The 25,101-nt window shown below is 41.6% G+C and carries 26 protein-coding genes; 17 read left to right on the top strand and 9 right to left on the bottom strand.

Translation table 11 applies throughout. The features are described from left to right. The first annotated feature begins 20 nt into the window (after positions 1–20). The 7 genes from V6259_RS16930 to V6259_RS16900 all read left to right on the top strand — a co-directional run bounded on the left by V6259_RS16930 (position 21) and on the right by V6259_RS16900 (position 3,881). Positions 21–302, top strand: a complete 282-nt coding sequence (locus V6259_RS16930) for a FlxA-like family protein (protein WP_341585525.1) — start codon at positions 21–23, stop codon at positions 300–302. Positions 303–857: 555 nt separating this feature from the next. After that, positions 858–1,139, top strand: coding sequence for a hypothetical protein (locus V6259_RS16925; RefSeq protein WP_133012160.1), 282 nt, complete (start codon positions 858–860; stop codon positions 1,137–1,139). Between the two features lie 66 nt (positions 1,140–1,205). Then, on the top strand, positions 1,206–1,487 hold the full coding sequence (locus V6259_RS16920; protein WP_341585524.1) for a FlxA-like family protein: 282 nt from the start codon (positions 1,206–1,208) through the stop codon (positions 1,485–1,487). Positions 1,488–2,058: 571 nt separating this feature from the next. Further along, positions 2,059–2,340, top strand: a complete 282-nt coding sequence (locus tag V6259_RS16915; RefSeq protein ID WP_133012160.1) for a hypothetical protein — start codon at positions 2,059–2,061, stop codon at positions 2,338–2,340. A gap of 66 nt (positions 2,341–2,406) precedes the next feature. Beyond that, on the top strand, positions 2,407–2,688 hold the full coding sequence (locus tag V6259_RS16910) for a FlxA-like family protein (protein WP_341585523.1): 282 nt from the start codon (positions 2,407–2,409) through the stop codon (positions 2,686–2,688). A gap of 548 nt (positions 2,689–3,236) precedes the next feature. Continuing rightward, the gene (locus tag V6259_RS16905) at positions 3,237–3,518 is read left to right on the top strand and encodes a hypothetical protein (RefSeq protein WP_341585522.1); all 282 of its coding nucleotides are present in this window, start codon (positions 3,237–3,239) and stop codon (positions 3,516–3,518) included. Positions 3,519–3,602: 84 nt separating this feature from the next. Further along, a complete protein-coding gene (locus V6259_RS16900) occupies positions 3,603–3,881 on the top strand; it encodes a hypothetical protein (RefSeq protein WP_341585521.1) in 279 nt (92 codons plus the stop codon). Positions 3,882–3,888: 7 nt separating this feature from the next. On the opposite strand, the gene V6259_RS16895 is transcribed toward V6259_RS16900, so the two are convergent. Next, positions 3,889–5,301, bottom strand: coding sequence for a M48 family metallopeptidase (locus tag V6259_RS16895; protein WP_341585520.1), 1,413 nt, complete (start codon positions 5,299–5,301; stop codon positions 3,889–3,891). A 3-nt stretch (positions 5,302–5,304) separates the two neighbouring features. Here V6259_RS16895 and V6259_RS16890 point away from each other — a divergent pair, with 3 nt between their 5' ends. Beyond that, positions 5,305–5,580 carry a sulfurtransferase TusA family protein gene (locus tag V6259_RS16890; RefSeq protein ID WP_240537061.1) on the top strand — a complete coding sequence of 92 codons (276 nt, stop codon included), beginning with the start codon at positions 5,305–5,307 and terminating at the stop codon, positions 5,578–5,580. Positions 5,581–5,591: 11 nt separating this feature from the next. Further along, positions 5,592–6,656: an AI-2E family transporter gene (locus V6259_RS16885; protein ID WP_341585519.1), complete on the top strand. Its 1,065-nt coding sequence runs from the start codon at positions 5,592–5,594 to the stop codon at positions 6,654–6,656. Between the two features lie 92 nt (positions 6,657–6,748). Here V6259_RS16885 and V6259_RS16880 read toward each other — a convergent pair whose 3' ends face one another. After that, positions 6,749–8,374 carry an alpha-glucosidase gene (locus V6259_RS16880; protein WP_341585518.1) on the bottom strand — a complete coding sequence of 542 codons (1,626 nt, stop codon included), beginning with the start codon at positions 8,372–8,374 and terminating at the stop codon, positions 6,749–6,751. Positions 8,375–8,560: 186 nt separating this feature from the next. Here V6259_RS16880 and V6259_RS16875 point away from each other — a divergent pair, with 186 nt between their 5' ends. Next, positions 8,561–9,715, top strand: a complete 1,155-nt coding sequence (locus V6259_RS16875; protein WP_341585517.1) for an MFS transporter — start codon at positions 8,561–8,563, stop codon at positions 9,713–9,715. Here V6259_RS16875 and V6259_RS16870 read toward each other — a convergent pair. Then, positions 9,684–10,586, bottom strand: a complete 903-nt coding sequence (locus V6259_RS16870) for a LysR family transcriptional regulator (protein ID WP_341585516.1) — start codon at positions 10,584–10,586, stop codon at positions 9,684–9,686. The two genes, V6259_RS16875 and V6259_RS16870, sit on opposite strands and share 32 nt — an antisense overlap. A 93-nt stretch (positions 10,587–10,679) precedes the next feature. Between V6259_RS16870 and leuC the strand changes: the two genes are divergently transcribed. The 5 genes from leuC (at position 10,680) to hpf (ending at position 15,951) form a co-directional block, all read left to right on the top strand. After that, entirely contained in the window at positions 10,680–12,107 is a 1,428-nt protein-coding gene (gene leuC / locus V6259_RS16865) for a 3-isopropylmalate dehydratase large subunit (protein ID WP_133012171.1), read from the top strand. Between the two features lie 31 nt (positions 12,108–12,138). Continuing rightward, positions 12,139–12,789 carry a 3-isopropylmalate dehydratase small subunit gene (leuD, locus tag V6259_RS16860; protein WP_341585515.1) on the top strand — a complete coding sequence of 217 codons (651 nt, stop codon included), beginning with the start codon at positions 12,139–12,141 and terminating at the stop codon, positions 12,787–12,789. A gap of 144 nt (positions 12,790–12,933) precedes the next feature. Then, on the top strand, positions 12,934–14,025 hold the full coding sequence (gene leuB, locus V6259_RS16855; RefSeq protein ID WP_133012173.1) for a 3-isopropylmalate dehydrogenase: 1,092 nt from the start codon (positions 12,934–12,936) through the stop codon (positions 14,023–14,025). 74 nt (positions 14,026–14,099) lie between these two features. Continuing rightward, entirely contained in the window at positions 14,100–15,218 is a 1,119-nt protein-coding gene (asd, locus tag V6259_RS16850; RefSeq protein ID WP_341585514.1) for an aspartate-semialdehyde dehydrogenase, read from the top strand. A 340-nt stretch (positions 15,219–15,558) separates the two neighbouring features. Beyond that, positions 15,559–15,951 carry a ribosome hibernation-promoting factor, HPF/YfiA family gene (hpf, locus tag V6259_RS16845; RefSeq protein WP_341585513.1) on the top strand — a complete coding sequence of 131 codons (393 nt, stop codon included), beginning with the start codon at positions 15,559–15,561 and terminating at the stop codon, positions 15,949–15,951. Positions 15,952–16,181: 230 nt separating this feature from the next. Here hpf and V6259_RS16840 read toward each other — a convergent pair whose 3' ends face one another. Both V6259_RS16840 and V6259_RS16835 read right to left on the bottom strand, forming a co-directional pair. After that, a complete protein-coding gene (locus V6259_RS16840) occupies positions 16,182–18,980 on the bottom strand; it encodes a bifunctional aconitate hydratase 2/2-methylisocitrate dehydratase (RefSeq protein ID WP_341585512.1) in 2,799 nt (932 codons plus the stop codon). Positions 18,981–19,295: 315 nt separating this feature from the next. Continuing rightward, positions 19,296–21,038: a formylglycine-generating enzyme family protein gene (locus V6259_RS16835; protein WP_341585511.1), complete on the bottom strand. Its 1,743-nt coding sequence runs from the start codon at positions 21,036–21,038 to the stop codon at positions 19,296–19,298. 88 nt (positions 21,039–21,126) lie between these two features. Between V6259_RS16835 and V6259_RS16830 the strand changes: the two genes are divergently transcribed. Together V6259_RS16830 and V6259_RS16825 are read left to right on the top strand one after the other, a co-directional pair. Then, the gene (locus tag V6259_RS16830; RefSeq protein ID WP_133012178.1) at positions 21,127–21,741 is read left to right on the top strand and encodes a tRNA-(ms[2]io[6]A)-hydroxylase; all 615 of its coding nucleotides are present in this window, start codon (positions 21,127–21,129) and stop codon (positions 21,739–21,741) included. Between the two features lie 104 nt (positions 21,742–21,845). Beyond that, on the top strand, positions 21,846–22,157 hold the full coding sequence (locus V6259_RS16825) for a hypothetical protein (RefSeq protein WP_133012179.1): 312 nt from the start codon (positions 21,846–21,848) through the stop codon (positions 22,155–22,157). A gap of 79 nt (positions 22,158–22,236) precedes the next feature. Here V6259_RS16825 and V6259_RS16820 read toward each other — a convergent pair whose 3' ends face one another. The 4 genes from V6259_RS16820 to queC form a co-directional block, all read right to left on the bottom strand. After that, positions 22,237–23,019, bottom strand: coding sequence for a UDP-2,3-diacylglucosamine diphosphatase (locus V6259_RS16820; RefSeq protein ID WP_341585510.1), 783 nt, complete (start codon positions 23,017–23,019; stop codon positions 22,237–22,239). Further along, a complete protein-coding gene (locus V6259_RS16815) occupies positions 23,019–23,522 on the bottom strand; it encodes a peptidylprolyl isomerase (RefSeq protein ID WP_133012181.1) in 504 nt (167 codons plus the stop codon). Before V6259_RS16815 ends, V6259_RS16820 begins: the two co-directional genes overlap by 1 nt. Positions 23,523–23,570: 48 nt before the next feature. Beyond that, positions 23,571–24,221: a 7-carboxy-7-deazaguanine synthase gene (gene queE, locus V6259_RS16810; protein ID WP_341585509.1), complete on the bottom strand. Its 651-nt coding sequence runs from the start codon at positions 24,219–24,221 to the stop codon at positions 23,571–23,573. A 140-nt stretch (positions 24,222–24,361) separates the two neighbouring features. Then, positions 24,362–25,051, bottom strand: a complete 690-nt coding sequence (gene queC / locus V6259_RS16805) for a 7-cyano-7-deazaguanine synthase QueC (RefSeq protein WP_341585527.1) — start codon at positions 25,049–25,051, stop codon at positions 24,362–24,364. Positions 25,052–25,101: the final 50 nt, after the last annotated feature.

Genomic DNA, 25,101 nt, shown 5'->3' with positions numbered 1-25,101 from the left:
GATGTTAATGGAGACATATTATGAACATTTTTACTAAAAGTGCACTGATTTTACTAGCGGCTTCTTCAATGGCAACAACTGCTTTTGCGGCACAAGGTGATGGGACTTACGGCAGTATTTCTCGTTCAGAGTCTCAAATCAACACTCTGACATCACAAATTGAACATCTAGGACAAAGCGTTGATACTAGCGCTGACGTCAATGCCGCTCTTAGTCTAACAGCTAAAGCTGCAGTATTAAATGCCAAAGTGAGCGATTTAAGATTGCAACTGAGCGCTTTACAAGCTCAACGTTCTGAGTAATCTCTGAATACGAGTTATCGATAAAAGGCCAAATTTAATTTGGTCTTTTTTTTGCTCCAAATTCTTATATAGCTCCCAGTTCTTTAGATAACCCTCAGCTCTGAAATTACCCCATCTTAGCGCAACCTTGTTTAACTTCTCTTAATCCAGGCAATTGGCAACGATCAATTCAACCCCTTATCTCTTGATTCGACTGGTTGCCCATAATTAAAGAAGGCTCTATGTATTTCGGCTCTGAGAAGCGTCTCCGCCTGTTTGTCGTCGTTATTAAATTTGAGTTAAGCCTTCTGCAAATCGTCCCGATATGCCCACATGAAATCTTACTCTTTGTAGTTATAGTTTCAGGAGAGCATTGTTGTTAATTTATCGGCTAGGTTTAGTTATGTATAAAAGCATCTTAATTCTCCCTTTTTTGCATTTATATTTGAAAAGTTGGATGTAAAGAGATACCGCTCTTTCGTATCTATTTATTTTTATTTTAAGTGTTATTATTTAAAACATAGAAACAAGGCAGACAAAACGTCAGCCATGAACATTATTTTAAGGTGATTAATTATGAATACTTTTACTAAAAGCGCACTGACTTTACTAGCGGCTACATCAATCTCTTCTGTTGCACTTGCTGCACCAGGTGATGCAACTTACGGTGATATTTACCGAGCTCAAACTAATATTAATGTATTAACGTCTCAAATTGAAAGCTTAGGTCATAATGTAAATACAAGTGTTGATGTTAATGCGGCCATTGCTCCTTCTGCTAAAGCAGCGGCATTAAATGCTAAAGTGAGCGATTTAAGATTGCAACTGAGTGCTCTACAAACTCAACGCGCTGAATAAGTCATTAAGACTAATTAATCACACAATTTAATTGACATATAAACAAGATGTTAATGGAGATACATTATGAACATTTTTACTAAAAGTGCACTGATTTTACTAGCGGCTTCTTCAATGGCAACAACTGCTTTTGCGGCACAAGGTGATGGGACTTACGGCAGTATTTCTCGTTCAGAGTCTCAAATCAACACTCTGACATCACAAATTGAACATCTAGGACAAAGCGTTGATACTAGCGCTGACGTCAATGCCGCTCTTAGTCCAACAGCTAAAGCTGCAGCATTAAATGCAAAAGTGAGCGATTTAAGATTGCAACTGAGCGCTTTACAAACTCAACGTTCTGAGTAATCTCTGAATATGAGTTATCGATAAAAGGCCAAATTTAATTTGGTCTTTTTTTTGCTTCAAATTCTTATATAGCTCCCAGTTCTTTAGATAGCCCTCAGCTCTGAAATTACCCCATCTTAGAATAGCTTTGTTTAACTTCTCTTAATCCAGGTAATTGGCAACGATCAATTCAAACCCCTTATCTCTTGATTCGACTGGTTGCCCATAAGTAAAGAAGGCTCTATGTATTTCGGCTCTGAGAAGCGTCACCGCTTGTTTGTCGTCGTTATTTAATTTTAGCTAAGTCTTGCTGTGTCTCTTCTATAGATGGTGCTGATATTGCCCCACATGAAACCTTACTCTTTATAGTTATAGTTTCAGGAGAGTATTGTTGCTAATTTATCGGTTAGGTTTAGTTATGTATACAGGTGGTCTTAATTCTCCCTTTTTTGCATTTATATTTGAAAAGTTGGATGTAAAGAGATACCGCTCTTTCGTATCTATTTATTTTTATTTTAAGTGTTATTATTTAAAACATAGAAACAAGGCAGACAAAACGTCAGCCATAAACATTATTTTAAGGTGATTAATTATGAATACTTTTACTAAGAGCGCACTGACTTTACTAGCCGCTACATCAATCTCTTCTGTTGCACTTGCTGCACCAGGTGATGCAACTTACGGTGATATTTATCGAGCTCAAACTAATATTAATGTATTAACGTCTCAAATTGAAAGTTTAGGTCATAATGTAAATACAAGTGTTGATGTTAATGCGGCCATTGCTCCTTCTGCTAAAGCGGCGGCATTAAATGCTAAAGTGAGCGATTTAAGATTACAACTGAGTGCTCTACAAACTCAACGCGCTGAATAAGTCATTAAGACTAATTAATCACACAATTTAATTGACATATAAACAAGATGTTAATGGAGACATATTATGAAAATTTTTACTAAAAGTGCACTGATTTTACTAGCGGCTTCTTCAATGGCAACAACTGCTTTTGCGGCACAAGGTGATGGGACTTACGGCAGTATTTCTCGTTCAGAGTCTCAAATCAACGCTCTGACATCACAAATTGAACATCTAGGACAAAGCGTTGATACTAGCGCTGACGTCAATGCCGCTCTTAGTCCAACAGCTAAAGCTGCAGCATTAAATGCAAAAGTGAGCGATTTAAGATTGCAACTGAGCGCTTTACAAGCTCAACGCTCTGAGTAATCTCTGAATATGAGTTATCGATAAAAGGCCAAATTTAATTTGGCCTTTTTTTTGCTTCAAATTCTTACACCTCAGCTCTGAAATTACCCCATCTTAGAATAACTTTGTTTAACTTCTCTTAATCCAGGAAATTGGCAACGATCAATTCAAACCCCTTATCTCTTGATTCGACTGGTTGCCCATAAGTAAAGAAGGCTCTATGTATTTCGGCTCTGAGAAGCGTCACCGCTTGTTTGTCGTCGTTATTTGATTTTAGCTAAGTCTTGCTGTGTCTCTTCTATAGATAGTGCTGATATTGCCCCACATGAAACCTTACTCTTTATAGTTATAGTTTCAGGAGAGTATTGTTGCTAATTTATCGGTTAGGTTTAGTTATGTATACAGGTGGTCTTAATTCTCCCTTTTTTGCATTTATATTTGAAAAGTTGGATGTAAAGAGATACCGCTCTTTGGTATCTATTTATTTTTATTTTAAGTGTTATTATTTAAAACATAGAAACAAGGCAGACAAAACGTCAGCCATGAATATTATTTTAAGGTGATTAATTATGAATACTTTTACTAAAAGCGCACTGACTTTACTAGCGGCTACATCAATCTCTTCTGTTGCACTTGCTGCACAAGGTGATGCAACTTACGGTGATATTTACCGAGCTCAAAATAACATCCACAATTTGACATCTCAAATTGAAAGTTTAGGTCATAATGTAAATGCAAATTTTGATGTTAATGCGGCCATTGCTCCTTCTGCTAAAGCGGCGGCATTAAATGCTAAAGTGAGCGATTTAAGATTACAACTGAGCGCTCTACAAACTCAACGCGCTGAGTAAAATATTTATATTTTTTATTAAAGACAGGTCAAAAATAGTTTTGGCCTTTTTTAATGAAAATTAGATAAAACCTTGAGGCATTTTATGCATATTAAAACTGTTGTATTACTGATGTTTGCCTTAGTTCTGAGCGCTAAGTCGTATGCTTCGGATTGTGTGAAATGCAATGAGGGGCTAATTAAAGATCGTGCTCAGCTAGAGCAGTTGGTTACAAAGTTAAAAAGTTTTGGTGTTCATGCTGATACTAGCGTAATGCATGGTTCAGATTCCTCTCGATTGGAAGAGCATGCTGTATTAGAAGCAAAGATTGTTCACTTTCAAAAGCAATTACATGAGTTAGTGAAAGGTCCTCACCACCAATAAGGTTGCTCTAGTTATCTTTTATATCTGCTTCTTTTTCTGCTTCATGAACTCTATCAAAGTATTGCTGAGTTTGGTTTACAAACTCTGAGTCTTGTTTAGAAACATCTCGCTCTGCTCGTTTTAATAATCTTTCAGCTGATTTATCTTTTCCTTGGCTAAATTCCAATTTTGCTTTGTAGTTAAGTGCCAATGGAATGTTTTGAATACCTTGGTAAAAATCCATTTTGGCATGCCAAATGAGTTTGTTTTCATATAAATAGGGTTGCTGATTCTCCTGTGGCTTAGTCTTTGTTAATTCGGAATAAAGTGTCGAAAATATAATGTCCCTAGGTGCTAGATCTAGTATAGAGGTTGTGACAGCTAATGATTTGCTTGTTTGATTGTCTGCTTTCAGTGTTAAAGCAAGTAAGTAATTGGTAAAACGATTTTTTTGCGTTAACTTATTTAAATAGGTTAATGCTTTGTCAGGTGATTGATCTAGGTAGTATAAAAGGGCAAAAGCAAAGTTGCTTACGTCAGATTTTGGGATGGTTTGAGCTAAATACTGATAGGGATCATCAGCAAGCGTTGCTCGATAAGTGATAAGAGTTGCTCTAAAATAATCAAAATCACTGTTTTGTATATCTTCTAGAATACTTTTTTGTGGCTTTAATGAGAGTGAATCTGCCATGCGAGATTGAGGTAGTGGGTGGCTTGAAAGAAATTCCAATTGTGGGCGTCCATTTGAGGCTTTGGCCAAGGCGCTGAACAACTCTGTCATTCCTTGAGGGTTTAATCCTGCATCAACTAAGTATTGACGACCATTTCGATCTGCTTCTCGTTCTTGGCCTCGACTATAAGTGAGGGCGCCATTAACTTGATTTGCGATACCGCCTAGCCAGAGTGCGGCACTTGCATCCGCGCCTGCGCCAGCTAACGCTGCTGCCAATCCAGCGCCAATAAGTAGTAAATTCTTGCTTAGCTCTTCATTAGAGTTCTGTGTTTGTCTTTCATAATGATTCAAGTCTAGATGCGATACTTCATGAGCGAGGAGCCCATATAGCATGTCTTGATTTGTTATCATCTCCATGATGTCTGAATAGATAAATAAATGATTTCCGGGTATGACAAAGGCATTTGCTTGAGCACTATTAAGTAATGTCATCTCGATCATTTTATTCTCAAGCGACGTTTGTGGAAGAATTTTAGATAATGCATCCTTTAAATAATCGTAGGCAGGAGGGAAGTCGATAACGGCGCCACTTCCGTTGAGCATTCTAAACCAGTGCTGCCCTACGACATAACTTGGGTTGGACAAAGATCTTTCGTCTTTGGTCGCTGATAGGTTTGGCAGTTCAGAATGGGCTGGGTTTGAAAATCCTATTGAAAAAACAACCAGTAAGAGAGTGAACTTAGTTGTAACACCTGAAAATAGTCTCATAATATGGAAAATGTACTCATCTTGGAGATGCGGGTGGCGGTTATGAATGTTAGTGAGTATGACGTAATATTAGATGCAAGAGAAGATCGTTGTCCTATGCCTTTACTTAAAGCAAAAATGGCGTTGAGTAAAATGACGTCGGGTAATTGCCTTTGCGTTACTACAGAAGATGTTGGGTCGTTAAAAGATATCCCGCATTATATTAATATTGTTGGGCATACCCTGCTTAAGCAGGAAGAGAATGAGGGTGTTTTTACCTTTGTTGTTCAAAAAAAATAAACGGACACTATATGTTTAAGATCGTTGACTTGCTTATAAAGCGTTATTTTTCAAACGAAGAAGTGGTGGTGTTTTTGCTCTTGCTGGTTGCGACTCTTGTTGCTCTAGCATTTTGGGGGGGGATTTTAGCCCCTGTTATAATTGCCGTTGTGTTAGCGTTTTTGCTACAGGGTCTAGTGGATCGTTTGCAGCGATTAGGTGTTGGCCATAAAACTTCCGTGTTTACTGTGTTTCTAACCTTTTTGGCCTGCTGCTCGGTTTTTATTGGATTCATGGTGCCTATTATTTGGCAGCAATCGGTAAGATTTGTAAATGATCTTCCTCGTATGATTACCGGCATTCAGGGCGGTATTGAGCACTTCGCTCAAGGGCATTCTGAGCTTGTGAGTCAAAGTGCGGTGGATGAAGTTGTCAGTACGTTAGCGGCGGAGTTCACTAATATTGGCCAATGGTTGGTGTCTTACTCCATTGCTAGTATTCCTTCATTGTTTTCATTACTTATTTATCTGGTGTTGGTTCCTTTGGTGATGTTCTTTTTGTTAAAAGATCAGAAACAAATTTTAAGTTACCTAACATCGTGGTTGCCCAAAGAACGTAAAATGATGCGTAATATCGCGAGTGAGATGAACGATCAGATAGCCAATTATATTCGTGGCAAATTTATCGAAATGCTTGTCGTCGGTGTTGTTTCTTATATTGTCTTTGCGGTAATGGGTTTGCGCTATGCGGAATTGCTAGCCTTGTTAGTAGGTTTGTCTGTACTGATTCCGTACATTGGTGCAGCAGCTGTTACGGTTCCTGTTGTGCTCGTCGCTTATTATCAATATGGCACCGGAAACGACTTTATTTATCTGGTTGTGGCGTATTTAGTGGTGCAGGGATTAGACGGTAATGTATTAGTGCCTCTACTTTTCTCAGAGGCAGTCAATTTACACCCAGTTGCTATTATTGTTGCCGTATTGTTTTTTGGAGGGATTTGGGGGTTCTGGGGGATATTTTTTGCGATTCCATTGGCAACATTGGTAAAAGCCATTATTAATGCCTGGCCTCGCCAAGATCAATTACCTATATTGTAGCCATGCACAGCGATGTTTTAGTAAAAAGGCCTTAGTCGATGACTAGGGCCTTTTTGTTTTTATTGTCAGAGTGTGTTGTCTTGAGTCTTTATTTATCTCGTGACTATGGCTAATAATACGCTACAAGCAGGTAAAATAATTTGTTGATCTTTAATGTAACCAGTTGGAAGTGCTTCTGGAAGCGTTAAAGGTGACAGAGCTAAATCTGTCGACAAAATTTTAGTCTGCTCTGCGGTGTTGATCGCAATATAAAGAGATTGTCCTTCGTAAGTTCGTATAAATGAAAGTGTTGTTTCATCATTGTACACAAATTCTATATTGCCGTGAATCAGCTCTGGATGAGTACGACGCAGATGCAAGAAGTCACGATATGCATGCAGTACAGAAGATCGGTCGCCTTCTTGTTCAGATACGGCCAATGGTAAATGGTGCTCATTGACGGGTAACCAAGTTTTTGAGGATTGAGAAAAACCACCAGATTCTGTATTGCTCCAAGGCATCGGTGTCCGACAGCCGTCGCGCCCCTTAAAATCTGGCCAAAAGTTAATACCATAGGGATCTACAAGCTGATCATATTCTAGTTCCGCCTCTGGTAAGCCAAGCTCTTCGCCTTGATACAAGCAAATACTTCCCCGCAAAGAGAGCAGCATGATCATGAAAACCTTACTTTTATTGGCCGAACTGTGCTCGCCACCCCAACGAGTTGCGACGCGTTCAACATCATGATTGCCTATCGACCAACAGGGCCAGCCGTCACCAAGTCCCGCTTCGATCGTTTCCATCGTATGGCGTATGTGTTGCATGGAAGAATCATGGGTTAATAGGTCGAAGGAGTAACACATGTGTAACTTATCGTTGCCTTGGGTGTATTCTGCCATTGTTTTTAATGAAAAATCACAACCAATTTCACCCACAGTGGTTGTATTTGGATACTGGTTTAATAAGGTGCGCAGCCGTTGCAAGAAAGCAATGTTTTCAGGTTGTGATTTATCATAAAGATGTTGTTGGTAGGCATAAGGATTATCTAACCTAACGCCAATGCTACCTTCTACAATGACTTCTTTTGCTGGGTTGTCTTTTAACTCTATATCGTGGAAAAAGTAATTGGCGGTATCCAGCCGGAAACCATCTACGCCGCGTTTCAGCCAGAAATCAACTGTGCCTAATATAGCATCGACAACCGCAGGGTTGTGGAAATTTAAGTCAGGCTGACTGGCTAAGAAGTTATGAAGATAATATTGCCTACGAGTGCTATCCCATTGCCAAGCAGGACCGCCAAAAACAGATAGCCAATTGTTAGGTGCGGTACCATCAGGTTTAGCGTCTGCCCAAATATACCAATCGGCTTTGTCGTTCTCGTGACTTTTTCGAGACTCTTCAAACCAAGGGTGTTTGTCTGAGGTATGGTTTAGAACTTGGTCGATAACAACCTTAAGTCCATGATTGTGTGCCTTATCAATTAGAGCATCAAAATCGCTAATGGTGCCAAAAATAGGATCGACGTCGCAATAATTTGAGACATCATAACCAAAATCTTTCATGGGAGAGGTGAAAAATGGCGACAGCCAAATCGCATCAACGCCCAGAGAGGAAATATAATCAATTTTGTCTATTACTCCGGGTAAATCACCAACCCCATCGTTATTCGCATCATAAAAACTGCGGGGATAGACTTGGTAAATTACCGCACCACGCCACCAATTTTGATTGTTTTCCATATTGACCTCGTTAAAAGTAAAGCTAGCTGGCTAGCTAAATAATATGATGGTACATTCTCACTTTGATACAATATATTATGAACTTGTTGTATCTAAATAAGATAACTTTATTTATCACATCCTTTATTAATTATTAAACTTTGCTCTACTGTTAGCCATAGAGAAAAGTATCGCGTTGGAATTTTTATGTTTGAAGCTAAAGCCCGTCCTATTGCATGGCCTTTGTTTAGTTTTTACTTCTTTTTTTGCTGCCTAGTTGGCGTCATGATGCCCTATATTTCAATCTACTATAAGTCGATTGGATTGAGCGCGTCAGAAATAGGCCGTCTAATGTCTACCTTCACTCTGTCTGGCATATTAGTGCCACACTTTTGGGGTTGGTTAACAGCAAAAGTAGGTTTGCCTAAAAAAGTATTGCAGCTCGCTGTACTAGGCTGTTTTATTAGTGTCATTCCGTTTAACTGGAGTGATCAGTTTGAATCGCTGTGGTTAATAACTTGTACTATGGCACTTTTTTATTCGGCATTGATTCCGATGACAGATGCGTTAGCGGTTCGTAGTATTCGTAACTTAAATGTGCCTTATACGCGACTTCGAGTTGGCGGCTCAATCGGTTACGTAGTCGCGGTTGCGAGTACCGGCTTTTTGATTGGGCACTTTGGTCCCAGTGTCGTTATCCCGGTTATGTGTAGTTATTTGTTATTAGCACTGATAACAACGTTTTTTATTAAAGAACAGATTTATGTTGTTAGTCAGGCGAAAGAAAGTACTTCATTTATTTCTTTGTTGCGCACAAAAGAATCCATGCTGTTTTTTACGCTGGCCTTCTTGTCTTATATGTCCCACGCGCCTTTTAATGTTTTCTTTGCCGTTCATCTTGAAAATGCCGGATACAGTGGTCAGCAGATTGGTTTATTAATTGCGTTTGGCGTTATTATGGAAATTATTTTATTTCTATTTTGCGGTAACTTAGTTAAAAAGTTCCATCTACTTCATATTATGATCTTGTGTTTTGTTTGCGGGGCTATTCGTTGGTTCTTAGTAGGGTGGTTTGCCAGTATTCTTTGGGTATTAGTACTGACTCAACTGTTTCACTGCGTCACTTTCGCGTTGTTTCATATGGTCTCAATTGAATGGGTTCGTGGGTTGTTTCCTGAGCGATATGCAAGCCAAGGCCAAGCAATGTACAGTGCGTTTGCCATCGGTTTAGGCGGTGGGCTTGGGATGGTTGGCTCTGGCTATTTATGGGAATGGCTTGGTGATGCGTGGGTTTTTACCATCGCATCTTGTATTAGTCTTTTGGCCTTGCTTATTTTGTGGGTGAGTCAGTATCGCCGTTGAAGCTTTCTTGTTTCAGCAATTCAATGAAAACAAGCGCCGCTCGGCTTAACGTTCTTTGTTTGTGATGAATAACCCCTAAGCGTCTTTCGACGTTTAGGTCAGGGTGATTAAGTACAACGAGCTTGTCGTCAACAAGCGTTGATGGCAGTAATGACCAGCCCCAGCCTATGCTAACCAGCATGGCTAATGTTTCTAGATTATTCGTATTCATTCTAACGAGCGGTTTTAAGCCTTGCTTGCCAAAGACTTGCTCGGCTATTTGTCGTGTAAAGGTGTTTTCATTCGGCAATACGCAAGGGTGTTTTGCGAGTTCAACAAGGTCTAGATTGCTGACTTTGGCTAATGGGTGATCCCGACTCACGACACAAGTTAGTGGATCTGACCAAATAGGGATAGATTCTATTAGATGGTCATCTTGGTTAGACAGAGTGATGATGCCGATTTCTACATCGCCTTTTAGTACTTGCTGGTAAGCATCTTCTGATTGAGTGAAGTCAATATCCAGCTGTGCTAGTGGATAATTAATTTGGAACTTTTTTAATATATTAGGTAAACGTCTCAGTCCAATATGGTGGCTGGTGGCGATGCCTAGTTCACCGCTTATCCCTTCTGTTTGCAATGTCATGCTGTGTTGGATGTCTTTTATATCATTGGCTATTTGCTTTGCTTTCGGTAATAGGCGGATTCCAGCCTCAGTTAAAATAATTTGACGGCCAATTCGGTCGAATAGACGCACACCGAGTGAGCTTTCCAACGCGGCGATACGCTTGCTGATCGCGGGTTGAGTAACAAATAGACGCAGAGCGGCTTCTGAAAAAGAGTTGGTTTCAGCGACTTTTATAAAGGTGAGTAGTTCTGCTATGTCCATCATTCCAAAAAATTATCCAAAATATGAAAAATATGAATTTGAGTTATTTAAGCCAAAGTTTTAGGATAGCGCAATAGGTTATTTAGGAGAGAAGCTATGTCAGGTAAAACCCTTTACGACAAGTTGTGGAACAGCCACCTTGTTCAGCAACGCGATGATGGTAGTGCATTGATTTATATCGATCTGCAATTACTCCATGAAGTGACGTCTCCACAAGCATTTGAAGGCTTAAGGCTAGCAGGGCGTAAGCCTTGGCGAGTGTCGTCAAGTCTAGCGACGCCAGACCATAATGTACCCACTACGCGAAAAGAACGTATTGATGGCGTGGATGGTATTGAAGACCCAGTATCAAAAATCCAAGTAACCACCTTGGACGATAACTGTAATGAGTTCGGCATTACCGAATTCAACATGAAAGACATTCGCCAAGGAATCGTGCACGTTGTTGGGCCAGAACAAGGTGCAACGCTTCCTGGGATGACGGTTGTTTGTGGGGATTCCCATACCTCAACACACGGTGCTTTTGGTGCATTGGCGCATGGTATTGGCACCTCTGAAGTAGAACATGTATTAGCCACTCAGTGTTTGGTGCAAAAGAAAAGCCGCAATATGTTGGTGCGCGTCGATGGTGAGTTGTCACCATGGGTTTCTGCCAAAGACGTTGTATTGGCGATTATCGGCGCGATTGGTACCGCTGGTGGTACGGGTTACGCGATTGAATTTGGCGGCACGGGTATTCAGTCTTTGTCTATGGAAGGTCGCATGACTGTCTGTAACATGGCTATTGAAGCGGGTGCACGTGTCGGTTTGATTGCCGTAGATGACACCACGATTGACTACGTTAAAGGTCGCCCTTATGCGCCAAAAGGTGAGCATTGGGACATGGCAGTGAAAGCGTGGAGTGACTTGGTGTCGGATAAAGACGCTCAGTTTGATGAAGTCGTTGTATTAAAATCGGAAGACATCAAGCCACAAGTCACTTGGGGAACCTCGCCTGAGATGGTTATTGCCATTGATGAGCCGATTCCACGCGCTGAAGATCAAACCGATCCAGTAAAAAAAGAAGGTTACGCTCGAGCTTGGAAATACATGGGGCTTGAAGGTAAAACGACGTTAGCAGAAGTGACGCTTGATCGTGTCTTTATTGGTTCTTGTACTAACTCGCGAATTGAAGATTTACGTATCGCTGCCGACGTCGTGAAGGGTCGTAAAGTCGCTTCTAGCTTGAAGCAGGCGATCGTTGTTCCTGGTTCTGGTTTGGTAAAAGCGCAAGCAGAAAAAGAAGGGCTGCACACTATTTTTGAAGCCGCAGGCTTAGAATGGCGTGAGCCAGGTTGTTCTATGTGTTTGGCAATGAACGCGGATAAATTGGGCGCCGGCGAGCATTGCGCGTCTACTTCTAACCGTAACTTCGAAGGGCGCCAAGGTTTTGGCGGACGTACACACTTAGTGAGCCCTGCGATGGCTGCGGCCGCCGCGATTGCCGGTCACTTTGTTGATGTAAACGAGTTTGTCAAACACTAGGAGTTCTCTCTAGAAGAGAAGGAGAATATATATGCGTCCTTTTACGAAACACACAGGGTTAGCCGCGCCGTTGGATTTGGCTAACGTTGATACTGACATGATCATTCCAAAGCAGTTCTTGAAATCCATCAAGCGTACTGGCTTTGGTAAAAATTTATTTGATGAACTTCGCTATGAAGACGAAGGTCAGCCTGACCAAGAATGTACTGGTCGTCCTATTCGTGAAGACTTTGTGTTAAACCAAGCTCGTTACCAAGGGGCGAGTGTGCTGCTAGCACGCCAGAACTTTGGCTGTGGTTCGAGCCGTGAGCACGCGCCTTGGGCGTTGGATGATTATGGATTTCGCTCTGTCATTGCACCAAGTTTTGCGGATATTTTTTATAACAACTGTTTTAAAAATGGCTTGTTACCGATTGTTTTAGCACCAGAAGAAATTGACCAGTTGTTTGCAGAAGTAACGGCTAAAGAAGGCGCTGAGGTCATTGTTGACCTTAATGCCCAAACGGTGACATCGCCATCTGGCGAGGTGTTTGAGTTTCTTGTTGATACTTTCCGCAAACATTGTTTGTTGAACGGTTTGGACGACATTGGCTTAACGCTACAACAAGAAGACAGTATTCATCGTTTTGAAGAAAAGCGCATGGCGGCAGCACCTTGGTTGTTCTTATCTCGCGGGCAATAGATTTCGCGGTTAATAGATCTTGCGGGCAATAAGTTTAAGCGCCATTGCTGACTGTAAAACGTTAATGATCACTTATTTATGCTAGTGGTTTGGTAATATAGCCAAATCATTAGTGTTACAAATAAAAGTATATAGGATTAAGTCATGTCTAAAAAAGTGTTGGTATTGCCGGGTGACGGCATTGGTCCTGAAATTGTCGCTCAAGCGGTTCGTGTTCTTGATTTGGTCAATACCCAGTTTAACTTGGGAATTACCCACGAGAGTGCTTTAGTGGGTGGCTCTGCATACGATGAGACTGGCTCGCCATTGCCTGAAGCCACGCTGACGAAAGCGAAAGCAGCAGACGCTATTCTGCTTGGCGCAGTCGGTGGTCCAAAATGGGATGGCCTAGATATGGCGGTTCGTCCAGAAAAAGGCCTGTTGGGTTTGCGTTCTAACTTGGAACTTTTCTCTAACCTTCGTCCTGCGATTCTTTACCCTCAGTTAGCAGACGCTTCCAGCTTGAAACCTGAAATTGTCGCGGGCTTGGATATCTTAATTGTTCGTGAATTAACTGGCGGTATTTATTTCGGTCAGCCACGAGGCATTCGTACCTTAGAAAATGGTGAGCGCCAAGGTTTTAATACTTACGTTTACAGTGAATCCGAGATTCGTCGTATTGGTCGTTCTGCTTTTGAAGCCGCTCGTCAGCGTGGCAAGCGCGTTTGTTCTATTGATAAATCCAATGTGCTTGAAGTAACGGTTCTTTGGAAAGAAGTCATGGAAGAAGTGGCCAAAGAGTATCCTGATGTCGAATTGACTCACATGCTAGTAGATAATGCTGCGATGCAGCTTGTTCGTGCCCCAAAACAGTTTGATGTAATGGTTACTGGCAACATGTTTGGTGATATTCTATCTGACGCAGCGGCAATGCTAACGGGCTCTATTGGCATGCTACCTTCTGCCTCTTTGAATGCAGAAGGTCGTGGTATGTATGAGCCTTGTCATGGTTCTGCACCAGATATCGCAGGCCAAGGCATTGCTAACCCTCTAGCAACGATTTTATCTGTTGCCATGATGTTACGTTATTCTTTAGACGCTAAAGAAGCCGCTAATGCGATTGAAGCCGCGGTTAGTCGAGTTCTTGATCAAGGATTAAGAACCGCTGATATCGCTTCTCAAGATTCACAAACAGTCACTACGCAAGCCATGGGTGACGCGGTATTGGCTGCATTAGAAGCAGTACTTAAAGCCTAGTCATAATGACTAGGTGTTAACTCGGGATATTGCTCTTGGTATGAGTGACCCCACAAAAAAAGGTAGAGATAACCATGTCAAAACACACTGTAGGTTTAGTCGGCTGGCGCGGAATGGTTGGTTCCGTGTTGATGCAACGTATGCGAGAAGAAAAAGATTTTGATCACATTGATCCAATTTTTTTCACCACCTCTCAAACGGGGCAAAAAGGGCCAGAAATTGGTAAAGATAGTCCATTACTTCAAGATGCGAATGATATTGAAGCATTGAAGAAAATGGACATTATTATTACCTGCCAAGGCGGGGATTATACCAAGGCTATTTACCCTCAGTTGCGTAATGCAGGTTGGAAGGGTTACTGGATCGATGCGGCGTCTTCGCTGCGCATGGACAAAGACGCAATCATTGTCTTGGATCCAGTCAACCAAAACGTCATCAAGCAAGGCTTAAAAGATGGCGTAAAAACTTTTGTGGGCGGTAACTGTACGGTTAGTTTGATGCTGTTGGCATTGGGTGGGTTGTTCGAAAAAGGCCACATTGAGTGGATGACGTCAATGACTTACCAAGCGGCTTCTGGCGGCGGTGCACGTCATATGCGTGAATTGATCAATCAAATGGGTATGTTGCACAGCTCTGTTGCGACAGAGCTTGCTGATCCAGCGAGTGCTATTTTGGAGATCGACCGCAAAGTGGCAGAGCAAATGCGCTCTAATACCATGCCGGTGGATCAGTTTGGTGTGCCTCTAGCGGGTTCTTTGATTCCATACATTGATTCGCAACTTGATAACGGTCAAAGCCGTGAAGAGTGGAAAGCGCAAGCTGAAACAAACAAGATCCTTGGCAATAAAGGTTCTATTATTCCAGTGGATGGTTTGTGTGTCCGTATCGGCTCTATGCGTTGTCATAGCCAAGCGTTTACGATTAAGTTGAATCAGGATATCCCAGTAGCGGATATCGAAGGCATGCTTGCTCAGCACAATGATTGGGTGAGTGTGGTGCCGAATGATAAGCAAGCGACGGTTGAGCGTTTAACACCAACTGCCGCTACTGGTACTCTGAATATTCCTGTAGGACGCATTCGTAAGCTCAATATGGGGCCTGAGTACATCAGTGCCTTCTCTGTTGGTGATCAGCTTTTGTGGGGTGCCGCTGAGCCGCTACGCCGCATGTTGCGCATTCTTCTAGATGCTTAATAGGCTCTAAATAGAAAATTGTTAGAAAACGCTGCTGAAAGGTGGCGTTTTTTTTTACTTTTTAGCTACACTATAAGAATGCTTTAAACGGCGATTGAGTCGTAAGTGGTTGCTAAAAAAGTGATAAAAGTTTTTTTGTGTCCATTTAATTGTTTGTTTTTTAAGCTAAAAAGCGTGTTTTTTTAAGTTTTACACGTTTTTAATCAAACTTATTAAAGTATTTACAATTTTAGGATTGAAATTAGGTTCATTAGTCCATAGGTTATTAGTATGTACAAAACAGGAGAGGGTAGAAAATAAGTTCATAAAATAATTTTCAAAAAACGAAAGGAAATTCTCTATGTATACATTGAATATTAGCGGTCATCACGTTCAATCTGGTGAAGAAGTACAAGAGCTAGTGAAAGAAAGAATGGATCATTTAGCGAGGGTTAATGATCAAATTACCAGTATAAAGGTGATTTTAAATACAGAGAAACATGGGATTCATGAATTAATAGTAGAAGCCAGTGTTCATATTCCTGGTCATGACCTATTTGCTACCGTTAAAACGGACAAACAATTAAAACCAGCAGTAGACTTACTGGTGGCTAAATTAGAGAAACAGCTTGTTAAATATAAAGCGAAACACGAAGGTCGTCAGCAAAAAATAAATGCTAAAGACGTAGAGAGTCATGTAGAGCGAGAAGAACAAGCAGAATTTGACGAGCTTGTAGAGCGTGAAGTTATCTAATTACTTGGGCAAGGAAAAGAGTTAAAGAGAGTAGCCTCGCAGTCGCGGGGCTTTTTTATGTCTGTATTTTATTGACTAAGAAGTTATGGGATGCGGGAAAGGTAAGGCAATAAAAAAGCTTACAAATAATATAATTTGTAAGCTTTTATAGCAGCCTTAAGGCTGTTTTATAGCTTGACTGGCGTCAGGCATCAAACAACACTAAAAGTCTCGCTGTTTGATGCTGAGTGCTAGACGTTGCTCACTGGTATAAATTCAACCGGTGCTGTTGTCATCGGATCAAGTGGTGGCGCGAAGTCTGTCAGCTTGATGCCATCGACTGCTTCTTTGTACTCTTCGATAGTAGGGAAGCGACCTAGCATAGTAGAAAGAACAACGACTGGTGTTGAGCCTAGTAGTGATTCACCTTTCTTCTCTGCCGTATCCGCTACCACACGACCTTGGAACAAGCGTGTAGATGTTGCGATAACCGTGTCACCAGGTTCTGCTTTTTCTTGGTTACCCATACATAAGTTACAGCCAGGGCGTTCCAAGTACATGATGTTTTCGTATTTGGTGCGTGCTGATTGTTTAGGTTTTGTATCGTCAAATTCAAAACCGGAATATTTTTGTAGGATATCCCAATCACCTTCAGCTTTAAGCTCATCTACAATATTGTATGTTGGTGGCGCAACAACTAATGGCGCTTTAAACTCGATATTTTTACCTTGTTTTTCTAGGTTACGTAACATTTGAGCGATAATTTGCATGTCGCCTTTATGTACCATACAAGAGCCAACAAAGCCTAAATCAACTGGTTTAGATTTGTAGAAAGAAACAGGGCGGATCACATCATGAGTATAACGTTTAGAGACATCATCGTTATTAACATCTGGATCGGCAATCATTGGTTCGTCAAGTTGGTCTAGATCGACAACCACTTCAGCGAAGTATTTGGCATTGCTGTCTGGTGCTAGAGCAGGAATTTCACCGGATTTTATTTCTGCAATGCGTTTGTCAGCCAATTTAATTAAACCATGAAGTGTTTGAACATGGTTTTCCATGCCTTTATCGATCATGATTTGGATGCGGCTCTTAGCAATTTCTAAAGACTCAATCAGAGTTTCATCTTGAGAAATACAAATAGACGCTTTGGCCTTCATTTCGGCTGTCCAGTCTGTGAACGTGAACGCTTGGTCAGCTAGCAAAGTACCTATGTGTACTTCGATTACGCGGCCTTGGAATACGTTGTCGCCAAACTGTTTAAGCATTTGTGCTTGTGTAGAGTGAACAACATCACGGAAGTCCATGTGGTGCTTAAGTGTGCCTTTAAAGGTTACTTTAACAGACTCAGGGATAGGCATTGTTGCTTCGCCTGTCGCAAGTGCAAGACCTACTGTTCCAGAGTCAGCGCCGAAGGCAACACCTTTAGACATACGAGTGTGTGAGTCACCACCGATAATGATGGCCCAGTCAGAAACAGTGATGTCATTCAATACTTTATGAATAACGTCTGTCATTGGTGGGTAAACACCTTTAGGGTCACGAGCGGTGATCAAGCCAAAGTTATTCATAAACTGCATAAGTTTAGGGATGTTAGCTTGTGCTTTAGAATCCCAAACAGACGCTGTGTGACAGCCTGATTGGTATGCGCCATCAACGATAGGAGAGATAACCGTTGCCGCCATAGATTCAAGTTCTTGAGATGTCATCAAGCCAGTCGTATCTTGAGAACCTACGATGTTAACTTGTACGCGAACGTCAGAACCGGCATGCAATGCTGCTTTAGATTTAACGCCAACTGCGTTTTTGTTAAAGATTTTTTCTACGGCAGTCAGGCCTTGGCCCTCATGCGAAATTTCTTTAGACAATGCGTAAACAGCTTTTGGTTCAACGCCGAGTGTTTCAGCGGCAAAGTTTTGTAGTTTTTTACCAAATACGATGGCATAAGAACTACCGGCTTTCATGAACTCAACTTTCTGAGCGTTAAATGCATCAGAAACATCAACTAGCTCTTTGTCGCCGTTGTACAGTTTTTTCTCTTTGGTATTGATCGTTAAGATCGTACCTGTTTTCACTGAGTAGGCTTGCTCTAATACGAAGTCGCCGTTTTCATCTTTAACAGGTTTTCCATTAGCATCGATTTTCTTAACCCAGTTTTTAAGGTCAAGACCGATACCGCCAGTAACACCAACGGTTGTTAGGAAGATAGGCGAGATGCCATTTGTTCCAGCAACAACAGGGGCAAAGTTTACAAAGGGTACATAAGGGCTAGCTTGTTGGCCGGCCCAAAGAGCAACGTTGTTAACCCCAGACATACGTGATGAACCAACACCCATAGTGCCTTTTTCAGCAATCAGCATAACTTTTTTGCCAGGGTGCTGTTTTTGTAGGGCTTGAATTTCTTTTTGCGCTTCAGGGCTGATCATACATTTGCCATGAAGTTCGCGGTCAGCACGAGAGTGTGCTTGGTTGCCAGGAGAAAGAAGGTCAGTAGAGATGTCGCCTTCGCCTGCAATGTAAGTGACAACGTCAATTTTTTCGTCAATATCAGGAAGCTTAGTGAAAAACTCAGCTTGTGAGTAGCTCTCTAGTATTTCTTTGGAGATCTTATTACCCGCTTCATAAGCAGTTTTAAGACGTTCCATATCCGCTTCGTATAAGAATACTTGCGTTTTTAGGACGGCTGCGGCTTGTTCAGCAATGGATAGATCATCAGATAAAGCGATGTCTAACAGTACTTCAACAGAAGGACCGCCTTTCATGTGAGACAAAAGCTCAAAAGCAAATGTTGGCGTAATTTCAGCAACAACAGATTCGCCTAGAATAATTTCTTTTAGAAATTTAGCTTTTACAACCGCTGCGCTTGTTGTGCCAGGTAGCGTGTTATAAATAAAGAAATTAAGAGAGTCTTTGCGGTGTTCGTGATCAGCGTCTTTAATTTGAGCAATTATCTCTGCCAATAATTCACCGCCATCAATTGGCTTTGGGTGTAAGTCTTGACCTTTTCGATCTTCAATTTCTTGTAAGTAATCTAAATACAGGCTCATTTAATACCTCTGAACATTAAGTCACAAAATAATGTGATGTGCTAAAAATTAGAGCTGTTATAGATCTAATTTCATAAAAAAAACATACATGTTTGATGCGGCCATAATATAGGAAAAACAGAACTAAGGGTTGTTATGCGCCATAACAATTTTGAATAGGTGCCATTTAGCGGAATTATTCTGATTTGAGCAAAAGTGAGGCGATTTATGTAATCTGCCTTTTTGTTGGTTATCTAGTATTGTGCGAATTCAACGCTCAAATCCAATATTTATGCGAAGAAAGGGGGGAGGTTTAGTCCCCCCAAGAGAAGATTTCTAATGGCTTGTATTGGAAGGAATTATTCGAACAACTCGAAACCCCCAGTTACTGGCTTTTAGATTGGGCTCTGCACGGTAGCGTGTAGAACTTCGGCCAACTCTAGGAATGTCAAACCATGATCCGCCTCGAATAACTCGGCTTTTGCACTGATCAGAAAGCCATATTTGGTTTTTTGTTGGGGCGCCTTTGTATGAATCATGATAACAATCTTCCACCCATTCAGCGACATTGCCATGCATATCGTATAAGCCTAGTGGGTTACTTGCTTGGCTGCCAACAGGGGCCGTCGACACGCCATCCCATTGGCTGCCGCAGCTATCGCATACGCTGTACCCTGGTTTTACAGAGTTCCCATACCAAAATGCTGTATTTGAGTTGGCGCGTGCCGAATATTCCCACTCAATTTCTGTCGGCAACCGATATACTTGATTGGTTTGGTCAGATAGCCAAGAGGTATAGGCTTTGGCGTCATACCAACTAACGTTTATTACCGGTCTGTTGCCTCGTCCCCAGCCATTATCTGCTGGAATTTTGCGTCCAGTTGCCTTGGCAAATCGATCATATTGGTCGAAGGTGACCTCGTACTTGCTTATGTAAAAACCATGAGGAATATCGACTTCATGAACAGGTATTTCATTGTCGTCGCCCAAATGATGCTGATCGCCCATTTTAAATTTAGAAGGTGCAATTTTTTCTATTTTAGGTGCCTTACCGCCTGACTTTAGAGGTTCTTCAAGAACTTGTGGAAGAGCTTCAAAGATTTTCTTCTCGATTTGTTTTTGCTGCTCTTGAGTTGGAATCTGTGTCAGTTGTTGTGGCGGTGGGGTGTCTTCTGGCCAGAGTGAAATGGCGGCTAAAGTGATGCCGGCAATTAAAATACTTAATCCAGCATATAGCTTGCGGTGAGAACGAAAGTCCAATAATCCTTTGGTTTTCTTTGTTTCCAGCTGTTCTGGCCTATAGAGGTTGGCACGCAGTGCTCTTATAACCTCAACTAACGATTTTGGTCTATGGCGCTCTTGGCTTCTACTCCATTTTTTTAATTTCTTCCAAGTACTGTTGCTCAGATAGGGGTGAGAGCTAGGCAATCCACTTTTCATGTCTTTATCGAGAATGGATTCGCCAAGTAAGGCGGCCATTAAAATACGCATAAAAGCGAAACGATCCGAAGCCGGTGTGCGCTTTTGAACTCTACGTTGGTATTCTGGTGGAAAAAGACGGGGGTCTAATTCTTGCTCGGTGATTCTTTGCATCCAGTGATGGGCGCCTAAGCCTGTCATGACACCAATCCCATTTACCACCTGGATGGCATTAAGATCTAGATGGCCGTGAAAAAGTTCTTTTGCGTGTATTTGATCTAAAGCTTTAGCGATCGTATCTAATAAGCCAATGACGACATTAAGTGGGGCGCCGTCTGGATATTTACCTAAGAAGCTATAAAGGTTTTCTCCTCCGCACACAGCAGAGCATGAAAATACCCATAATTTAGAATAAAAAGGTGGGTAATTGGGGGTGATCGCTTGGTGTTTAATGCCGACGTATTTTCGTGAGTTTTGTAAAAAGTCTTCTACCTTTCCTTTGCTTGGCTCGTAAAAGCGGATAACAAAAGATCTTCCTCCATGATCTGCCACCCAAGCCGTGTTATTCATACTGGCTCGGTAATTTAGTATATAAGGGTCTAGCTCGACGCCAACATGTTGGCCAATTTTCAATTTATTTATGTCGTAGAATTCATTCATTACGAATTTGATATCCAAATCAAGACGTTGCTGCCTAAGTGACTAATAGAGAGTATAATCACGTTTTTTTAGATGAAAAGGTAGAGTAATGTTATCAGCGTATCCAGAGCTTGTTGATTTTCTTCCCTGTCGCTCCCCTGAAGCATGGGTGAATTGGGCGATTGAGAACCAAACCTTGCTTTTAAATGACCATGCTCATTGCGAGAAAAAAGCGGCATCAACAGCGATGAGTTTGATGTATCGTTATGTGGATCGTGATAATTTGCTTCATAAAATGTCTCGTTTGGCGCGTGAAGAGCTGCTTCACTTTGAGCAAGTTCATAAAATTATGCGCAAGCGTGGCATCGAGTATGATCATTTATCAGCGTCTCGTTATGCCGATGGCTTGCGTAAATACATTCGTACTCATGAGCCTGCTCGCCTTGTCGACACCATGATTGTGGGTGCTTTTGTTGAAGCGCGTTCTTGTGAGCGTTTTGCTGCTCTTGCTCCGCATTTGGATGAGGAGTTGTCTAAGTTTTATATTTCTCTATTAAAATCTGAAGCGCGTCATTTTGAAGATTATTTAGCGCTGGCTGAAGAATACGCCGGCGAGCCGATTGATGAGCGTATCGAGTTTTTTAGAGAGCATGAGCATAAACTGATTACTGAGCCTGATAAAGAGCTTCGTATGCACAGTGGACCGCCATCTTTGTCTATTTAAGTTTTTTTGCATGAAATAATGTAAATACCTTGTATTCCAATGAGGTAACTTTCTTATTAGCTGCTAGTATGATTATTATCAACTCAATAATGGAGGGGGTCATAATGGGTACGAAAACAAGTGATCAGTTACCAGATGTTACTTATTGGCTAGTGTTACAGCTTGCCAATAACGAACAGGTCATCGATCTTAATAGTGCTTATAAAGGATCGACTGAATTGGATGTGCTCTACCAAATATTAACCAGTAAGGCGACACTGTATTGGTGGAAAAATTACAATATTGAGTTGAGTCTTGTAACGGTAAATAATGCATTTTTTCGTGCGATTGCCATTCTGCATGATCGCAATATAGAATTTGATCGGACTCGAAAAGGTGCTGCAACAGAGTGGGTAAAAGAATTATTGCATCTTTAATGTTTGTATCAGGAAACAGAGTTTAAAAAGCCGTTACGCAGATTCGTCGTAATGGCTTTTTTTTGCGAACAATGGGTGCTTAGTCGAGTGCTAGTGTGTGGACTTCTTTTAGTCCATTGAGGCCTTTTTCAATAAAACGAGAGACTTCGCTTTTTGCTTGGTAAAGTCGTTTATCATCTAAGGTCGCTAACCAAATGTATTTATCCCAATCGCCCAGCACGCAGCGCGTGTAATTCTCATTGAAATGAAATGCCGGTCTGTGTGTGTGACCATGAATGACGACATCAGCATGGTTGTGTTCCAGAGAGTTTTGGACGCTACTTTCCGTAACATCCATTATTTCTTCAGACTTTTCCGCTGACATGCTTTTGCTGTCGTTACGCAGTTGCGCTGCCAAGGCCATTCTTTTTTCAAGCGGCATTGATAATATTTGCTGTTGCCATTCTGGTGTTCTAACCATGGTACGAAACTTTTGATACTCAAGATCTTCCTGACAATATTCGTCGCCATGAGTGAGTAAAATTGGGTGTGTTTTGGTGTTTATAAGAGTTTGCTCTTGCAGAAGCGTTGCCCCAACTCGAGCGCACCAAGTATCACCTATTAAAAAGTCTCGATTGCCGTGAATGAAAAATAAACCAATACCAGAATCAGACAAGTGTCGAAGGCTTGCTTCGATTTGAATGTTCCATTCCGGTTGATAGTCGTCACCAATCCAGGCTTCATAGAAATCGCCAATGATATAAAGCTTAGCATCGCCAGTAGGGTGTTTTTCGCTAAGTTCGCCCATCATTTGAACAAACGCCCGGATCAAGTCCGGGCGTTTGTCACTAAGATGCAAGTCTGAGATTAAATAACGAATCATTAGTCTTCGTTTTTAACTAATTCAGCGCTTTCAATAATAACATCGTCAGCAGGAACGTCTTGATGACCTGCTTTTGTTGTTGTTTTCACTTCTTTGATTTTGTTAACAATGTCCATACCGGCTGTTACTTTACCGAATACCGCGTAGCCCCAGCCATCAGACGTTTTGCTGCGATGGTTTAGGAAAGCGTTGTCTGCAATGTTGATAAAGAACTGTGCGGAGGCAGAGTGAGGGTCCATAGTACGAGCCATCGCCAATGTGCCGATTTCGTTTTTCAGGCCGTTGTCTGCTTCGTTTTCGATTTGCGCGCGTGTTTCTTTTTGGGTCATACCAGGCTCAAAACCGCCGCCTTGTACCATGAAACCGTTAATGACGCGGTGAAAGATAACGCCATCATAAAAACCAGAAGTGACATAGTCTTCAAAGTTTTTTGCTGTTTTAGGGGCTTTTTCGTAGTCAAGTTCAACGTGAATGTCGCCGTGGTTTGTGTGTAAAATGATCATTTTATATACCCTTAATGTTAGTAATATCAAAAAATGGCGTTATGGCGCCTAGTCAATGTTGAGCATTTTATGTGTTTGTAAGCTAAGACGCCACTGTGGATGTGATAAACAAAAATTTAGAGTGGCTTCTTGAGTATTAATAAGGGGTATTTGCCCTGAAGATAGATAGCTTTGATCCATAGGTTGTAAGTAAAAATGATCAAAATTTAATGTTTCAAATAATTCAGGTGGAAGGTGGTCTTGTGGGAAAACCAATTTCAATTCGTTACCTTGAGTGACTGTGAGTGGTTTGGTTGTTTTTGGACTGACGCAAATCCAATCGATACCGTGGGGCAAAGCTAAGGTTCCATTGGTTTCTATGGCGATGGTGTAACCATGAGATTTCATTTCTGCTATTAATTCATCATCGAGTTGTAGAGCGGGTTCGCCGCCAGTGAAAACCACATATTTGTGTCCGTGTCCCGCAGGCCAGAGCGCATCGATATGACCTCTTAACGTCTGTGCTGTCTTGAATTTACCGCCATGTTGTCCATCTGTGCCTATAAAGTCCGTGTCACAAAATTGGCAATCGGATTTTGCACGGGTTTCTTCTTGGCCCGACCATAAATTACAGCCAGTAAAGCGGCAGAATAATGCAGGGCGGCCAGCGTGAGCGCCTTCTCCTTGTAAAGAGTAGAAAGCTTCTTTGATTGAATACATGTGTTGTGCCTTTTACATCTCGAAAAACAGTTCGAGGTAAGGTGGTCGCTTTAGTTGTTCATTGGGAATCTGTGGAACAGAAGCCAATCAAGACTAAATTGAATGAGTGCTTATCTTGGGTATGTCTATGCTGTACATGTCTATGCTTCGTATGACAATGGATCGATTTTTCCTTGCTCAGCAAAGGCTTCTAGTCTTTCGTTACAAGCGCCGCATTTTCCGCATGATTTTTCGCGACCGTTGTAGCAAGTCCAGGTATTGGCGTAATCCAAATTCATGGCTAAGCCAGCTTGTAATATTTCACCTTTAGACGCGTGTAAGAAAGGTGTGACTATCTCGACTGATTGATAATTGGCAATTTTAGCGACGGCGTTCATCGCTTCGACAAATTCAGGGCGGCAATCTGGATAAATATGGTGGTCGCCAGAATGTGCACCGTAATATACCTTGCCTGACTCTAAAGACACTGCGTAAGCAATCGCCATGGAAAGCAGTACCATGTTGCGATTGGGTACCACGGTGGATTTCATACTCTCATTTTCGTAATGGCCTTCTGGTATATCGATATCACTGGTAAGTGACGAGCCTGCCATTAGGCTGTTTATCGCGGTAATATCGACAACTTTATGTGGAATGTTCAAGTTGTTGCAGACTTCTGCGGCAACAAGGAGCTCTTTGCTGTGTTTCTGCCCATAATTAAAAGACAGTGCGTACACGTCTAGTCCTTGTTGAATGGCGGTGTTCAGTACGGTGAATGAATCCATTCCCCCTGAATACACCACAACGGCTTTTTCTGACATATTGGTTTCCTCAAGATAGCGCGTGAGCAGAATAAAGCGGCGGATTATAGCAGATGCGAAAGAAACTTAACTAGGATGAT

It is taken from the genome of Marinomonas sp. TI.3.20, assembly GCF_038155025.1.
GTDB lineage: Bacteria > Pseudomonadota > Gammaproteobacteria > Pseudomonadales > Marinomonadaceae > Marinomonas > Marinomonas flavescens.
This window is presented reverse-complemented; position numbering and strand designations above follow the sequence as displayed.

Excerpts from the sequence above, each read along its gene's own strand:
- V6259_RS16930 (WP_341585525.1), top strand. The coding sequence starts at position 21 with ATGAACATTTTTACTAAAAGTGCACTGATTTTACTAGCGGCTTCTTCA.
- V6259_RS16925 (WP_133012160.1), top strand. The coding sequence starts at position 858 with ATGAATACTTTTACTAAAAGCGCACTGACTTTACTAGCGGCTACATCA.
- V6259_RS16920 (WP_341585524.1), top strand. The coding sequence starts at position 1,206 with ATGAACATTTTTACTAAAAGTGCACTGATTTTACTAGCGGCTTCTTCA.
- V6259_RS16915 (WP_133012160.1), top strand. The coding sequence starts at position 2,059 with ATGAATACTTTTACTAAGAGCGCACTGACTTTACTAGCCGCTACATCA.
- V6259_RS16910 (WP_341585523.1), top strand. The coding sequence starts at position 2,407 with ATGAAAATTTTTACTAAAAGTGCACTGATTTTACTAGCGGCTTCTTCA.
- V6259_RS16905 (WP_341585522.1), top strand. The coding sequence starts at position 3,237 with ATGAATACTTTTACTAAAAGCGCACTGACTTTACTAGCGGCTACATCA.
- V6259_RS16900 (WP_341585521.1), top strand. The coding sequence starts at position 3,603 with ATGCATATTAAAACTGTTGTATTACTGATGTTTGCCTTAGTTCTGAGC.
- V6259_RS16895 (WP_341585520.1), bottom strand. The coding sequence starts at position 5,301 with ATGAGACTATTTTCAGGTGTTACAACTAAGTTCACTCTCTTACTGGTT.
- V6259_RS16890 (WP_240537061.1), top strand. The coding sequence starts at position 5,305 with ATGGAAAATGTACTCATCTTGGAGATGCGGGTGGCGGTTATGAATGTT.
- V6259_RS16885 (WP_341585519.1), top strand. The coding sequence starts at position 5,592 with ATGTTTAAGATCGTTGACTTGCTTATAAAGCGTTATTTTTCAAACGAA.
- V6259_RS16880 (WP_341585518.1), bottom strand. The coding sequence starts at position 8,374 with ATGGAAAACAATCAAAATTGGTGGCGTGGTGCGGTAATTTACCAAGTC.
- V6259_RS16875 (WP_341585517.1), top strand. The coding sequence starts at position 8,561 with ATGTTTGAAGCTAAAGCCCGTCCTATTGCATGGCCTTTGTTTAGTTTT.
- V6259_RS16870 (WP_341585516.1), bottom strand. The coding sequence starts at position 10,586 with ATGATGGACATAGCAGAACTACTCACCTTTATAAAAGTCGCTGAAACC.
- leuC (WP_133012171.1), top strand. The coding sequence starts at position 10,680 with ATGTCAGGTAAAACCCTTTACGACAAGTTGTGGAACAGCCACCTTGTT.
- leuD (WP_341585515.1), top strand. The coding sequence starts at position 12,139 with ATGCGTCCTTTTACGAAACACACAGGGTTAGCCGCGCCGTTGGATTTG.
- leuB (WP_133012173.1), top strand. The coding sequence starts at position 12,934 with ATGTCTAAAAAAGTGTTGGTATTGCCGGGTGACGGCATTGGTCCTGAA.
- asd (WP_341585514.1), top strand. The coding sequence starts at position 14,100 with ATGTCAAAACACACTGTAGGTTTAGTCGGCTGGCGCGGAATGGTTGGT.
- hpf (WP_341585513.1), top strand. The coding sequence starts at position 15,559 with ATGTATACATTGAATATTAGCGGTCATCACGTTCAATCTGGTGAAGAA.
- V6259_RS16840 (WP_341585512.1), bottom strand. The coding sequence starts at position 18,980 with ATGAGCCTGTATTTAGATTACTTACAAGAAATTGAAGATCGAAAAGGT.
- V6259_RS16835 (WP_341585511.1), bottom strand. The coding sequence starts at position 21,038 with ATGAATGAATTCTACGACATAAATAAATTGAAAATTGGCCAACATGTT.
- V6259_RS16830 (WP_133012178.1), top strand. The coding sequence starts at position 21,127 with ATGTTATCAGCGTATCCAGAGCTTGTTGATTTTCTTCCCTGTCGCTCC.
- V6259_RS16825 (WP_133012179.1), top strand. The coding sequence starts at position 21,846 with ATGGGTACGAAAACAAGTGATCAGTTACCAGATGTTACTTATTGGCTA.
- V6259_RS16820 (WP_341585510.1), bottom strand. The coding sequence starts at position 23,019 with ATGATTCGTTATTTAATCTCAGACTTGCATCTTAGTGACAAACGCCCG.
- V6259_RS16815 (WP_133012181.1), bottom strand. The coding sequence starts at position 23,522 with ATGATCATTTTACACACAAACCACGGCGACATTCACGTTGAACTTGAC.
- queE (WP_341585509.1), bottom strand. The coding sequence starts at position 24,221 with ATGTATTCAATCAAAGAAGCTTTCTACTCTTTACAAGGAGAAGGCGCT.